General features: G+C 67.9%; 14 protein-coding genes. 2 read left to right on the plus strand and 12 right to left on the minus strand.

Going from position 1 to position 12,060, the window contains the following annotated elements; all coding sequences use genetic code 11:
* Positions 1 to 2: 2 nt before the first annotated feature.
* The 4 genes from G6048_RS14855 to G6048_RS14870 all read right to left on the minus strand — a co-directional run bounded on the left by G6048_RS14855 (position 3) and on the right by G6048_RS14870 (position 2,078).
* Entirely contained in the window at positions 3 to 626 is a 624-nt protein-coding gene (locus G6048_RS14855) for an RNA polymerase sigma factor (RefSeq protein ID WP_408056137.1), read from the minus strand.
* Positions 627 to 723: 97 nt separating this feature from the next.
* Positions 724 to 1,260: a TetR/AcrR family transcriptional regulator gene (locus tag G6048_RS14860; protein WP_165339998.1), complete on the minus strand. Its 537-nt coding sequence runs from the start codon at positions 1,258 to 1,260 to the stop codon at positions 724 to 726.
* 31 nt (positions 1,261 to 1,291) lie between these two features.
* Positions 1,292 to 1,612: a DMT family transporter gene (locus G6048_RS14865; RefSeq protein WP_165339999.1), complete on the minus strand. Its 321-nt coding sequence runs from the start codon at positions 1,610 to 1,612 to the stop codon at positions 1,292 to 1,294.
* 100 nt (positions 1,613 to 1,712) lie between these two features.
* Positions 1,713 to 2,078, minus strand: coding sequence for a VOC family protein (locus tag G6048_RS14870; protein ID WP_165340000.1), 366 nt, complete (start codon positions 2,076 to 2,078; stop codon positions 1,713 to 1,715).
* 137 nt (positions 2,079 to 2,215) lie between these two features.
* Between G6048_RS14870 and G6048_RS14875 the strand changes: the two genes are divergently transcribed.
* Positions 2,216 to 3,970, plus strand: coding sequence for a hypothetical protein (locus G6048_RS14875; RefSeq protein ID WP_235989836.1), 1,755 nt, complete (start codon positions 2,216 to 2,218; stop codon positions 3,968 to 3,970).
* A 300-nt stretch (positions 3,971 to 4,270) separates the two neighbouring features.
* Positions 4,271 to 5,212, plus strand: coding sequence for an AbfB domain-containing protein (locus G6048_RS14880; protein ID WP_165340001.1), 942 nt, complete (start codon positions 4,271 to 4,273; stop codon positions 5,210 to 5,212).
* A gap of 90 nt (positions 5,213 to 5,302) precedes the next feature.
* On the opposite strand, the gene G6048_RS14885 is transcribed toward G6048_RS14880, so the two are convergent.
* The 8 genes from G6048_RS14885 to G6048_RS14920 form a co-directional block, all read right to left on the minus strand.
* Positions 5,303 to 5,635, minus strand: a complete 333-nt coding sequence (locus tag G6048_RS14885; RefSeq protein WP_033317897.1) for a metal-sulfur cluster assembly factor — start codon at positions 5,633 to 5,635, stop codon at positions 5,303 to 5,305.
* Complete coding sequence (gene sufU / locus G6048_RS14890; protein ID WP_165340002.1) at positions 5,632 to 6,099, minus strand: Fe-S cluster assembly sulfur transfer protein SufU; 468 nt, start codon at positions 6,097 to 6,099, stop codon at positions 5,632 to 5,634. Before sufU ends, G6048_RS14885 begins: the two co-directional genes overlap by 4 nt.
* A 19-nt stretch (positions 6,100 to 6,118) precedes the next feature.
* Complete coding sequence (locus G6048_RS14895; protein ID WP_165340003.1) at positions 6,119 to 7,375, minus strand: cysteine desulfurase; 1,257 nt, start codon at positions 7,373 to 7,375, stop codon at positions 6,119 to 6,121.
* The gene (gene sufC / locus G6048_RS14900; RefSeq protein WP_165340004.1) at positions 7,372 to 8,136 is read right to left on the minus strand and encodes a Fe-S cluster assembly ATPase SufC; all 765 of its coding nucleotides are present in this window, start codon (positions 8,134 to 8,136) and stop codon (positions 7,372 to 7,374) included. Before sufC ends, G6048_RS14895 begins: the two co-directional genes overlap by 4 nt.
* A 7-nt stretch (positions 8,137 to 8,143) precedes the next feature.
* Positions 8,144 to 8,461, minus strand: coding sequence for a non-heme iron oxygenase ferredoxin subunit (locus G6048_RS14905; RefSeq protein ID WP_165340025.1), 318 nt, complete (start codon positions 8,459 to 8,461; stop codon positions 8,144 to 8,146).
* 5 nt (positions 8,462 to 8,466) lie between these two features.
* Positions 8,467 to 9,648 carry a Fe-S cluster assembly protein SufD gene (gene sufD, locus G6048_RS14910; protein WP_165340005.1) on the minus strand — a complete coding sequence of 394 codons (1,182 nt, stop codon included), beginning with the start codon at positions 9,646 to 9,648 and terminating at the stop codon, positions 8,467 to 8,469.
* A gap of 103 nt (positions 9,649 to 9,751) precedes the next feature.
* A complete protein-coding gene (gene sufB / locus G6048_RS14915; protein ID WP_165340006.1) occupies positions 9,752 to 11,173 on the minus strand; it encodes a Fe-S cluster assembly protein SufB in 1,422 nt (473 codons plus the stop codon).
* On the minus strand, positions 11,170 to 11,904 hold the full coding sequence (locus G6048_RS14920; protein WP_165340007.1) for a helix-turn-helix transcriptional regulator: 735 nt from the start codon (positions 11,902 to 11,904) through the stop codon (positions 11,170 to 11,172). The genes sufB and G6048_RS14920 overlap by 4 nt, the downstream gene beginning before the upstream one ends.
* Positions 11,905 to 12,060 lie beyond the last annotated feature (156 nt).

Raw genomic sequence — 12,060 nt, forward strand, 5'->3', positions numbered from 1 at the left:
GGTCAGACCACCTCCGTGGCGTCGAGCGTGAACGCGGGATCGGCGCCGAGTGTCGAACGGACCTTGCGGCGGGCGCGGTTGAGACGTGACCGGACGGTGCCGACAGGGATGCCGAGGGCCTCGGAGACCTCGGCGTACGTCAACTCCGCCCAGGCCACGAGCAGCAGTACGTGTCGGTCGCCGGCGGACAGCGAGGCCAACGCCCCGGCGAGCGGAGCTTGGGCCGCCACCCGGCGGTCGGTGTCCTCGACCCAGGAGGCGGCGACGGGGTCGTGTCCGGTACGGGCCAGCGCCTTGAGGGCCCGCACTTCGGCGCGGCGCTGCTTGCCGATGAGGTTGCCCGCGATGCCGTACAGCCAGGGGCGCGCGTTGGGGCGCGTCAGGTCGTAGCGGGCGCGGATGCGGAAGGCCGTGAGGAAGGTGTCGGCGGTGATGTCGTCGGCGGGGCCTTCCCCGAGACGCCGGGTCACATACCGGTGGATGTCCGGCGCGTACTGGTCGTAGAGGCGGGCGAACAGCTCCGGGTGCTCCAGCGACTGGGCGACGACCTCCGCGTCGTCACCTCGCACCCGTTCGCCCTGCGCCCGTTCGTCCTGCGCCTCAGGTGGCGGTGGTGGTCCCGTCACAAGGCCTCCCCGTGCTGTGTCGTGCCGAGCTTGTCACCCCCTGTTCCCCGGTGGACCGAGGAAGGTTCACGGCTCACACGCCCCGCACAGGGAAGGCTCAGGGGATCACGCGGGCCAGCACGTCACGGGCGTACTCCTCGTCGTACTCCACTCCCGTCAGCAGCACCTGGAGGCAGATGCCGTCCAGCAGTGCGGCCAGGGCGCGGGCGGTGACCGGGTCGGTGCGGAGGGCGATGCGGTCGGCGAGGTCCTGGCACCATTCGGCGGCTACGGGGCGCAGGGCGGGGCGACGGAGGGCGGCGAGGTAGAGCTCGTACTCGAGCTCCACTCCCGTACGGTCGCCCGCCAGCCACTCGCCCACCAGGCCGGCGAGTTCGGCGGCCACATCGCTCCCCGGGTCCTCCAGGGCGCCGCGCGCGACGACCAGCTTGGCGAAGCCCTCGTTCGCCTGGCGCAGTGCGGCGACCATCAGCTCGTCGAGGGTCTTGAAGTGGTACGTGGTGGAGCCCAGCGGAACATCGGCCTCGGCCGCGACGGAGCGATGACTCAGCCCGCCCAGGCCCTTGGCACCCACGACCCGGATGGCCGCGTCGATGATCCGCCGGCGCCGGTCGGGGTCGTAACGCCGGACCATCAGCGCAACCCCCTCATGGCAGAGCGGCCCATCAGTGTCCCCCGCCCAGGTGCAGCACCACGACCCCGACGATGATCAACGCGATCCCGGCCGCCTTCGCCGCGTTCAGCCCCTCCCCCAGGAACACCATCCCGATCGCCGCGATGGCGGCCGTGCCGACTCCGGCCCAGATCGCGTACGCCGTACCGACCGACAGGGTCTTCAGCGTCTGCGCGAGCAGCACGAACGAGATGACGTAACCGACCCAGGTCCCCACGGTGGGCCACAGCTTGCTGAAGCCGTCGCTGTACTTCATGGAGGTCGTGGCGGCGACCTCGGCCGCGATGGCGGCCATAAGCAGTGCGTATCCCATGCGTACGAGCGTACACATCGATGCGTACGCCCGTACATAAGGAGGGAGGGCCGGAAAAGACTGCTCAGCCGAGTCAGCCGAGTCAGTCGAGTCAGTCGAGTCAGTCGAGAAGCGTCTTCTTCGGTCGCAGTACGCAGAACTCGTTGCCCTCGGGATCCGCGAGAACGGTCCAGGTCACGTCTTCACCCTGGCCGACGTCGACCCGGCTCGCCCCGAGCGCGAGCAGACGCCGCACCTCAGCAGTCTGGTCATCCGGCGTGAGGTCGATGTGCAGCCGGTTCTGGGCCGTCTTGCGTTCGCTGACCGGCACGAAGCAGATCCCCGGCAGCGCGTCGGGGGCGGACGCGATGACGACCTCCTCCTCTGACTCGAACACCACGCGCCAGTCCAGGACTTGACACCAGAAGCGGGCCAGTGACAGCAGATCGTGTGCCTGTACGGCGACTTGATACCAGCGGACAGCCATACGACGCAGTCTCCCCCGGCCGCACGGCCCTCGCCACCAGAGGGACGACGGTCTTGTGCGGATCCGCGCAAGGCACGTCGTCGCTTGCGCGTATTCCGTTGTAGAGCTGATGAGTTACCACTGGTTACGGTGCGGCCATGAGCAAAGGAGCCACACATCGCAACAGGCCCTGGACGCGTGCACTGGCCGCCGGAGCGCTCGCCGCGGCGGCGCTGACCGTGGCACCGTCGGCGGACGGGACAACCGGTCGTACGGAGACCGCCGTGGAGTCCACGTCGCCGGTCACCGACGTCATCGAGACCGAGGTGTCGGTACGGATCCCGTTGCCGGCCTCGGTCGGCAGTCACCCGGCGCGCTGCGACTGGCTGTCGTATCTGCGCTACCGGTCCTCGGAGGGGCCGTCGAAGTCCGCCGACGCGGACCGGATTCTGGTTGCCCAACCGGGCATTCTGGAGGGCGCGGGCGCCTTCGACAGCGTGGCCCGGAACACGATGAAGGCGGCGGCCGAGCAGGGCCGGCACATCGAGTTCTGGGCGCTGGACCGGCGCTCCAACTGCCTTGAGGACAACGCCGGGATCGCAACGGGCAGTGCCACGAAGGCCGTTGACTACTATTACGGCGGCAAGCAGGTCGACGGGCGCAAGTTCGACGGCTTTCTGACGAGCGATCAGACGGGCTGGCTCGCCGACGTCGGCCTGGAGCAGACCGTACGCGACCAGTACGACCTGCTGTCCGCCGAACTGCCCGGCCAGAAGCTGCGCAAGGAGAAGGTGCTGTGCGGCGGGCACTCGCTGGGTGGCGTCCTCACCGGTGTCTTCGCCACCTGGGACTTCGACGGGAACCCCGCGACGAAGGCGGACGCCGGCTTCAACCAGTGCGCGGGCTACTTCGCCCTGGACACCACGATCTCCACCTCGCTGGACGACCTGAACGGCACGCCGTCCGGACCCGGCGGCTCCCTGCTGCCGGGGCTGATCCCGGACACGGGCATCGGTTACGCCGCCGTACAGGCCGGGCTGCGCACCGGAGTTCTGCCCCGTTTCCTCGCGCTGCCCGCAGTGCTCAACCCCGAGACGATGAACTTGCTCGCGCTGGGCGGTCTGGCGGCCCGCGAAGCGCCCGACGCCGAGTCCGCGCTGCTCGACTCGGTCCCGTCGAACACCAACATCGACACGACGGGCCGCATGCTGTTCTCCAAGAACTCCGAGGTCTTCCTCAAGGGCAGCCCGACCATCCGCGACTTCCGGCTCACCAACGAGGCCGTGCTGGGCGCCTTCATGGACGACCACTCGGCACCGCTCGCCTTCATCCAGACGAGCGTGGGCTTCTTCGACAGCACGGGCGGCGCCGACGGCACCGGCGGCCGGATCGTGGACAAGAACTTCCCCGCCTCGAACAATGACCCGGCCCAACCAGCCCTCTTCGGTACGGAGTTGAAGGCGATCCCGGATGAGCCGGGCGGCCCTCTCTACACCTGGCGCAACTACGACCGGGTGGGCGCGGCGGACGACCCGGTGTACCGCTCGGCCAGTGGCGCCCCGTTCACCGCCGCCGGCAAGGAGGTCACGGACATCGGGGAGTTGGCCCGCAGCCTCTCCGAACAGCCGCTGGACTTCACGGAGGACTACTTCCCGACCAGGCTGGTCACGGACATCCAGCTGATCGACGATCCGCAGCTCGCGGGCAAGTTGGTGCACAAGAAGGGCCTCACCGCGAACCCCAAGGTCACGTTTGTCGCGGGCGACGGCATCCTGGCGGACCACATTCCGCAGGACGAGAACCCCGTGGTCCTGCCGGGCTACCAGCACCTGGACGTACTCACGGCGGCGCCGGTTCAGAACGACGGAAGGCGGGAGCGGATCGCCACCGACCTGTCGGCATTCGCCCGCTGACGTCACGTCATGTCCCGTGCGCTGCCTGCGGGGAGCGCACGGGACGGTGCAGGTCGGCGGCCAAGTCAGGGCAATTTGCTTCAGGTTATGAAATTGTTTCCTCCGGTTTGAAACCGCTCTCTGAAACGTCTGCTCAGAACGCGCCGGGTCCACTACTGTTTCCACGTCGCGCACCGGAGTCACCCGGCCACAGCCGTTCGCTCCGGGCGCCGCGACCTCCGCTTCCTCTCGTGTTCCGCTCATGGCGAGGACACATGACCAATCCGCGTTCGCCTCAAGGCAACGCTGGAGGAACAGCGCATGCCAGACAGCAAGCCCGGACCCGGTCCGGACCAGCCCGCGCCCGAGCCGAAGGGCGCGCAGGGCCGTCCCCCACGTGCCGCTGCCCACACGGCCGATCCCCAACTCCCCGCCCCCGCGGAAGCGCCCCCGAAGGTGTGGGAGACCGGCGAAGACCTCGACGGAGGCCGCATACCCGGGACGCGCCGCCTCTATCTGGCCGGCGTACTGGCCGCGGCGGTGCTGGCCTCCACGGTGACCGCGATCGCGATCCTCGACCAGACCGAGGACAAGGAGTCGCAGGAGCCGCAGACCACCTCCGCCGCGCAGCCGGTCGTCCCCGACCTCACCCCCGAGGGCCCCACCACGGAGCCCAGCGGAAAGAGCGGACTTGCCTCACCGCAGCCGAGCCCCGAGGACGCTGCCTCGGACAGCAAGGACGACTCCTCCGAGGAGCGGCAGCGGGGCTCCGAGCCCATCAAGGCACCGCCGAAGCCTCCCGCCTCCAGCAAGGCCCCCAAGCCGCCGGCCTCCACCTCGCTGAAGTCGGTCCAGGCGGTCAACTACCCCGATCGCTACTGGCACTTCAGCGATGGCACCGGCCGTCTCGACCAGGTGAGCTCGGGCAGCTCCGCCGAGACCCGGCAGAACTCCTCCTTCACGCTTGTGCCCGGCCTCGCCGACTCCGGCTGCGTGTCCTTCTCCACCGGCGACGGCGGCTATGTCCGCCACCGCAACTTCCAGCTCCGTACGGACCGTCACGACGGCTCGGAGCTCTTCAAGAAGGACGCCACCTTCTGCCCGCGCCCGTCCTCGTACTCCGGCGCCGTGATGCTGGAGGCGGTCAACTTCCCCGGCAGCTTCGTGCGTCACCGCAACTTCCAGCTCCGGCTGGAACGGTACGAGCACAGCGGTCTCTATCGGGCCGACTCCGCGTTCCGGCTGGTCAAGGGCTTGAGCTGAGCCGTCGAACTCGGCGGTGAGGCGTGACCTGACCGCAAACGTGTGGGGGCCCCGGCAGTTGCCGGGGCCCCCACACACGTATATGCGAACTCAGACGTTGAACCCGAGCGCCCGCAGCTGCTCACGTCCGTCGTCCGTGATCTTGTCGGGGCCCCACGGCGGCATCCAGACCCAGTTGATCCGCAGCTCGCTCACGAGGCCGTCCGTGGCGGACTTGGCCTGGTCCTCGATGACGTCCGTCAGCGGACAGGCCGCCGACGTCAGCGTCATGTCGAGCGTCGCGATGTTCGCGTCGTCGATGTGGATGCCGTAGATCAGACCGAGGTTGACGACGTCGATGCCCAACTCGGGGTCGACCACGTCGTACAGCGCCTCGCGGACCTCTTCCTCCGAGGCCGGTTTCATCTCAATGGTCTCGCTCATGCCGTCTTCCTTTCGGCGTCGGCCTCGCCCAGGGCCTGGGCCGTCGCATCCTTCCAGGCCATCCAGCTCAGCAGGGCACACTTCACACGGGCGGGGTACTTGGAGACCCCGGCGAACGCCACCGCGTCCTCCAGGACCTCCTCCATCGCGTCGTCCGGCTCGATGCGGCCCTTGGACTGCATCAGCTCCAGGAAGGTCTCCTGGATCTTCTGCGCCTCGGCGAGCTGCTTGCCGACGAGCAGTTCGTTCAGTACGGAGGCGGAGGCCTGGCTGATCGAGCAGCCCTGGCCTTCGTAGCTCACGTCCGCGATCTGCGAGCCCTCGTACTTCACGCGCAGCGTGATCTCGTCGCCGCACGTCGGGTTGACGTGGTGCACCTCGGCGTCGCCATCCCGCAGACCGCGCCCGTGCGGGTGCTTGTAGTGGTCCAGGATGACTTCTTGGTACATCGAATCCAGCTTCATGCGATCGCTCGCCAATCCCTCAGCCGAAGAAGTTCCGTACGTAATCCAGGCCTTCCACGAGTGCGTCGATCTCACCCGGCGTGGAGTACAGATAGAACGACGCTCGCGTGGTCGCAGGAATTCCGTACCGGAGGCAGACGGGCCGGGCGCAGTGGTGGCCGACCCGGACCGCAATCCCCTGTTCGTCGAGGACCTGGCCCACGTCGTGGGGGTGGATGTCGCCGAGCGTGAAGGAGATCGCCGCGCCGCGCTCCTCGGCCGTGGTGGGGCCGATGATCCGCAGGTCGGGGACCTCCGACAGGCGCTTGACCGCGTACTCGGTCAGCGCGTGCTCGTGGGCCGCGATCTTCTCCATGCCGATGGAGTTCAGGTAGTCGATCGCCGCGCCGAGACCGACCGCCTGCGCGATCGGCGGCGTACCGGCCTCGAACTTGTGCGGCGCCGGTGCGTACGTCGACGAGTGCATCGACACCGTCTCGATCATCTCGCCGCCGCCGAGGAACGGAGGCAGGTCTTCCAGCAGCTCTTGGCGTCCCCACAGGATGCCTACGCCCGTCGGGGCGCACATCTTGTGGCCGGTGAAGGCCACGAAGTCGGCCTGGAGAGCCTGCACGTCCAGCGGCATGTGCGGCGCCGCCTGCGAGGCGTCGATGCAGACGAGGGCGCCGACCTCCTGCGCCCGGCGGACTATCGCCTCGACCGGGTTGAAGGTGCCGAGGATGTTGGAGACCAGCACGAAAGACACGATCTTCGTCTTCTCGGTGATGATCTCGTCGATGTTCGACAGGTCGAGGCGGCCGTCGTCGGTCAGGCCGAACCACTTCAGCTTCGCGCCCGTACGCTGCGACAGCAGCTGCCACGGCACGATGTTGGAGTGGTGCTCCATCTCCGTGATGACGATCTCGGTCTCGTGGTCCACGCGGTAGGGCTCATCGGCCCAACCGAGCATGTTGGCCACGAGGTTGAGGGACTCGGAGGCGTTCTTGGTGAAGATCACCTCGTCGCGGCTGGGCGCGTTGATGAACTCGGCGACCTTGTCCCGCGCGCCCTCGTACAGCGCCGTGGCCTCCTCGGCGAGCACATGCACACCGCGGTGGACGTTGGCGTTGTGGCGCTCGTAGTACTCGTTCAGGGCGTCCAGTACCTGGCGCGGTTTCTGCGAGGTCGCCGCGTTGTCCAGGTACACCAGCTTCTTGCCGTCGTGGACCTGTCGGTCCAGGACGGGGAAGTCCTTGCGGATCGCCTCTGTGTCGAGGAGGCCCGGCAGCAATGTCACGCGGATACGCCACCCTTCGTGTAAGCCTCGTAGCCCTCTTCCTCCAGCTTGTCGGCGAGCTCGGCGCCGCCGGACTCCGCGATGCGGCCTGCGGAGAAGACGTGAACGTAGTCGGGCTTGATGTAGCGCAGGATGCGCGTGTAGTGCGTGATGAGCAGCGTGCCCACCTCACCGGTCCCGCGGACGCGGTTGACACCCTCGGAGACGACCCGGAGCGCGTCGACGTCGAGGCCGGAGTCGGTCTCGTCGAGGATCGCGATCTTCGGCTTGAGCAGCTCCAGCTGAAGGATCTCGTGGCGCTTCTTCTCACCGCCGGAGAAGCCCTCGTTCACGTTGCGCTCGGCGAAGGAGGGGTCCATGTTCAGGTTCTGCATGGCCTCCTTCACCTCCTTGACCCACGTACGCAGCTTGGGGGCCTCGCCGCGGATGGCGGTGGCGGACGTACGGAGGAAGTTGGAGACCGAGACGCCGGGGACCTCGACCGGGTACTGCATGGCGAGGAAGAGGCCGGCGCGGGCGCGCTCGTCGACGGACATCTCCAGGACGTCCTCGCCGTCGAGGGTGACGGTGCCCTCGGTGATCGTGTACTTGGGGTGACCCGCGAGCGAGTAGGCGAGAGTCGACTTGCCGGAGCCGTTCGGGCCCATGATGGCGTGCGTCTCGCCCTGCTTCACGGTGAGGTCGACGCCCTTGAGGATCTCCTTCGTGGCGTTGTCGGCCTCGACGGTGACGTGCAGGTCTCGGATTTCAAGCGTTGCCATGGGTGCCTCAGGACTCCTGGGTGAGGGAGACGAGCACGTCGTCCCCTTCGATCTTGACGGGGTATACGGGAATGGGGCGGGTCGCGGGAAGGGCGTCGGGTTTCCCGGAGCGCAGATCAAAACGCGAGCCGTGCAGCCAGCACTCGATGTGGCAGTCGTCCACCTCGCCCTCCGACAGCGAGACGTTCGCGTGCGAGCAGATGTCGTGGATCGCGAACACCTCGCCCTCGGTCTGCACGACGGAGACCGGCGTGCCGTCGAGTTCCACCCGCTTCGGGGTGTCCTCCTCCAGCTCGCTCAGCCCGCAGGCGCGTACGAACGCGATGGCCATCAGACCGACGCCTCCAGCTCCTCGTCGATCTTCACCAGCAGCCGCTCCTCGATGTCGTCGACACCGATCTGCTGGACCAGCTCGGCGAAGAAGCCGCGCACGACGAGGCGGCGGGCCTCGTCGGCGGGGATGCCGCGCGCCATCAGGTAGAAGAGCTGCTCGTCGTCGAAGCGGCCGGTGGCACTGGCGTGGCCCGCGCCGACGATTTCGCCGGTCTCGATCTCGAGGTTCGGTACGGAGTCGACCCGGGCGCCGTCGGTCAGCACGAGGTTCCGGTTCATCTCGTACGTGTCCGTGCCCTCGGCCTTGGCCTCGATCAGCACGTCACCGATCCACACCGCGTGCGCGTCGTCGCCCTGGAGGGCGCCCTTGTAGGCGACGTTCGACTTGCAGTGCGGGGTGTTGTGGTCGACGAGGAGGCGGTGCTCCTGGTGCTGGCCCGCGTCGGTGAAGTACAGGCCGAAGAGCTCGGCCTCGCCGCCGGGACCGGCGTAGGCGACGCGCGGGTGGAGGCGTACAAGGTCGCCGCCGAAGGTGACCACGAACGACTTGAAGGTGGCGTCGCGGCCGATCAGCGCGTTGTGCTGGCCGACGTGCACGGCCTTGTCGTCCCAGTCCTGGACAGAGATGACGGTGAGCTTGGCGCCGTCACCCAGGATGTAGTCGACGTTGGCCGCGAGTACCGCGTCACCGGTGTGGTCGATGACGACGACGGCCTCGGCGAAGGCGCCGAGCTCGACGACCTGGTGGCCGTAGGCGGTGCCGCCCTCGCCGTGCACGGCGACACGGATCGGCTCGGTGAGCACCGTCTCCTTGGGGACGGTGATCACGCCGGCCTGCTCGAACGCGGAGTACGCCTGGGCGGCGACGCGGTCCACCGGGGTGCCCGCCTTGCCGATCCGCGCGTCGTCACGGCCGACGGTCTCGACGGTGACGCCCTCGGGGGCCTGCACGTCGACCTTCACACCGGTGCCGGTGGCGACGGCGGTGCCGTCGTGCAGCCCGCGCAGCCGCTCCAGCGGGGTGAACCGCCACTCCTCCTCGCGGCCGTGCGGGACCGGGAAGTCCGCCACGTCGAAGGACGGGGGCACGCTCATGCGCGTGGCGACGGTCGACTCGGCGGCGACCGCGATCTGGCCGGCCGTGGTGGAACCCACGGGGATGTTCTGAGCCTCAGCCATGGCTGTCGGTCTGCTCTCTTCCTACGTAATGAGTCTTCGGGCTGCTGGTGGGGGGCGGATCTTCCGCCCCCCTAGACGTCCTGGACGTCGGACCGGAGGTCGGTCAGCCGACCGCGCCCTCCATCTGCAGCTCGATCAGCCGGTTGAGCTCAAGCGCGTACTCCATGGGCAGCTCCTTGGCGATCGGCTCGACGAAGCCGCGCACGATCATCGCCATCGCCTCGAACTCGCTCAGACCGCGGCTCATCAGGTAGAAGAGCTGGTCCTCGGAGACCTTGGAGACGGTCGCCTCGTGGCCCATGGACACGTCGTCCTCACGGACATCCACGTACGGGTACGTGTCGGAGCGCGAGATGGTGTCGACGAGCAGCGCGTCACACAGCACGTTCGACTTGGAGCCGTGGGCGCCCTCGCCGATCTCGACCAGGCCGCGGTACGAGGTGCGGCCGCCGGCGCGCGCCACCGACTTGGAGACGATGTTGGAGGACGTGTTCGGCGCCATGTGGACCATCTTGGAGCCGGCGTCCTGGTGCTGCCCCTCGCCGGCGAAGGCGATGGACAGGGTCTCGCCCTTGGCGTGCTCGCCCATCAGGTAGACGGCCGGGTACTTCATCGTCACCTTGGAGCCGATGTTGCCGTCGATCCACTCCATGGTCGCGCCCTCGTAGGCGACGGCGCGCTTGGTGACCAGGTTGTAGACGTTGTTCGACCAGTTCTGGATGGTCGTGTAGCGGCAGCGGGCGTTCTTCTTGACGATGATCTCGACCACGGCGGAGTGCAGCGAGTCCGACTTGTAGATCGGCGCCGTGCAGCCCTCGACGTAGTGCACGTAGGCGCCCTCGTCGACGATGATCAGCGTCCGCTCGAACTGGCCCATGTTCTCCGTGTTGATCCGGAAGTAGGCCTGGAGCGGGATCTCCACGTGCACGCCCTTCGGCACGTAGATGAAGGAGCCACCGGACCACACGGCGGAGTTCAGCGAGGCGAACTTGTTGTCACCGACCGGGATGACCGTCCCGAAGTACTCCTTGAAGAGCTCGGGGTGCTCCTTCAGGGCCGTGTCGGTGTCCAGGAAGATGACGCCCTGCTCCTCCAGGTCCTCGCGGATCTGGTGGTAGACGACCTCGGACTCGTACTGGGCCGCGACACCGGCGACGAGGCGCTGCTTTTCCGCCTCCGGGATGCCGAGCTTGTCGTACGTGTTCTTGATGTCCTCGGGCAGGTCCTCCCAGGACTCCGCCTGCTTCTCCGTGGAACGTACGAAGTACTTGATGTTGTCGAAGTCGATGCCCGACAGGTCCGAGCCCCAGTTCGGCATGGGCTTCTTCTCGAACAGGCGCAGGCCCTTGAGGCGGAGCTTGGTCATCCACTCCGGCTCGTTCTTCTTCGAGGAGATGTCGCGTACGACGTCCTCGTTCAGGCCGCGCTTGGCAGAGGCACCGGCTACGTCGGAGTCGGCCCAGCCGTATTCGTACGTGCCCAGGCCCTCGAGCTCAGGGTGGGCAGTCTCCGTGGGGAGAGTCATGCGGGGTTCCTCCCGGCCGTGCTTGCGGATGCGTTATCGGTGGTCTGGTGGGTTGCCTTGGGGATGAACGTCGTGCAGACGCCGTCGCCGTGGGCGATGGTGGCCAGCCGCTGGACATGCGTCCCGAGCAACTGAGAAAAGATCTCGGTCTCCGCCTCGCACAGCTGGGGGAACTGCTCGGCGACATGGGCGACCGGGCAGTGGTGCTGGCAGAGCTGCTCGCCCTTCTGCGGAAGGGGAGCGCTGCGCGCCGTAGCAGCGTACCCGTCCGCACTCAGGGCCTTGGCCAGGGCTTCGGTGCGCTGGTCGGGGGCGGCGGCCTCGATGGCCTTGCGGTACGCCCCGGCCAGTGCGGCGCTCCTGGCGCGGGCGAACGCGGCGACGGCCTCGTCACCGCCCTCGCGTTCGGCGATCCAGCGCAGCGCGTCGGCCGCGAGCTTGTCGTACGACTGGTCGAAGGCGTCCCGGCCGCAGTCCGTCAGCGCGAAGACCTTGGCGGGACGGCCGCGCGTACGCGCTCCGTAGACGCGCTTCTCACGTGGCTCGACGACGTCGTCGGCGACAAGGGCATCCAGATGCCGGCGTACGGCCGCCTGGGTGAGGCCGAGGCGGCCGGCCAGGTCGGCGACGGTCGACGGGCCATGGTCCAGGATGGACCGCGCGACCCGGTTGCGCGTGGAGCGCTCCCCGGTTGCGAGTTCCTCCTGCGGAGCCTGGCCGACGTTTTTCACAACACCATTGTTGCGTAATTCCCGAGAGCGTGACAACCCGCGTCCGATCAGCCCGGCGTGCGGTACATCACTTAGGCGTACCTAAGTTGACCTGCGCGAACGATCTTTGATCGATCAGCGCCGGCCCGCACACCTCTGGGGACTATGGGCCTCGTG

The organism is Streptomyces ureilyticus (assembly GCF_011045025.1).
GTDB lineage: Bacteria > Actinomycetota > Actinomycetes > Streptomycetales > Streptomycetaceae > Streptomyces > Streptomyces ureilyticus.

Coding starts and splice junctions, on each gene's coding strand:
- G6048_RS14860 (WP_165339998.1), bottom strand. CDS start 1,260: ATGGTCCGGCGTTACGACCCCGACCGGCGCCGGCGGATCATCGACGCG.
- G6048_RS14865 (WP_165339999.1), bottom strand. CDS start 1,612: ATGGGATACGCACTGCTTATGGCCGCCATCGCGGCCGAGGTCGCCGCC.
- G6048_RS14870 (WP_165340000.1), bottom strand. CDS start 2,078: ATGGCTGTCCGCTGGTATCAAGTCGCCGTACAGGCACACGATCTGCTG.
- G6048_RS14875 (WP_235989836.1), top strand. CDS start 2,216: ATGAGCAAAGGAGCCACACATCGCAACAGGCCCTGGACGCGTGCACTG.
- G6048_RS14880 (WP_165340001.1), top strand. CDS start 4,271: ATGCCAGACAGCAAGCCCGGACCCGGTCCGGACCAGCCCGCGCCCGAG.
- G6048_RS14885 (WP_033317897.1), bottom strand. CDS start 5,635: ATGAGCGAGACCATTGAGATGAAACCGGCCTCGGAGGAAGAGGTCCGC.
- sufU (WP_165340002.1), bottom strand. CDS start 6,099: ATGAAGCTGGATTCGATGTACCAAGAAGTCATCCTGGACCACTACAAG.
- sufC (WP_165340004.1), bottom strand. CDS start 8,136: ATGGCAACGCTTGAAATCCGAGACCTGCACGTCACCGTCGAGGCCGAC.
- sufD (WP_165340005.1), bottom strand. CDS start 9,648: ATGGCTGAGGCTCAGAACATCCCCGTGGGTTCCACCACGGCCGGCCAG.
- sufB (WP_165340006.1), bottom strand. CDS start 11,173: ATGACTCTCCCCACGGAGACTGCCCACCCTGAGCTCGAGGGCCTGGGC.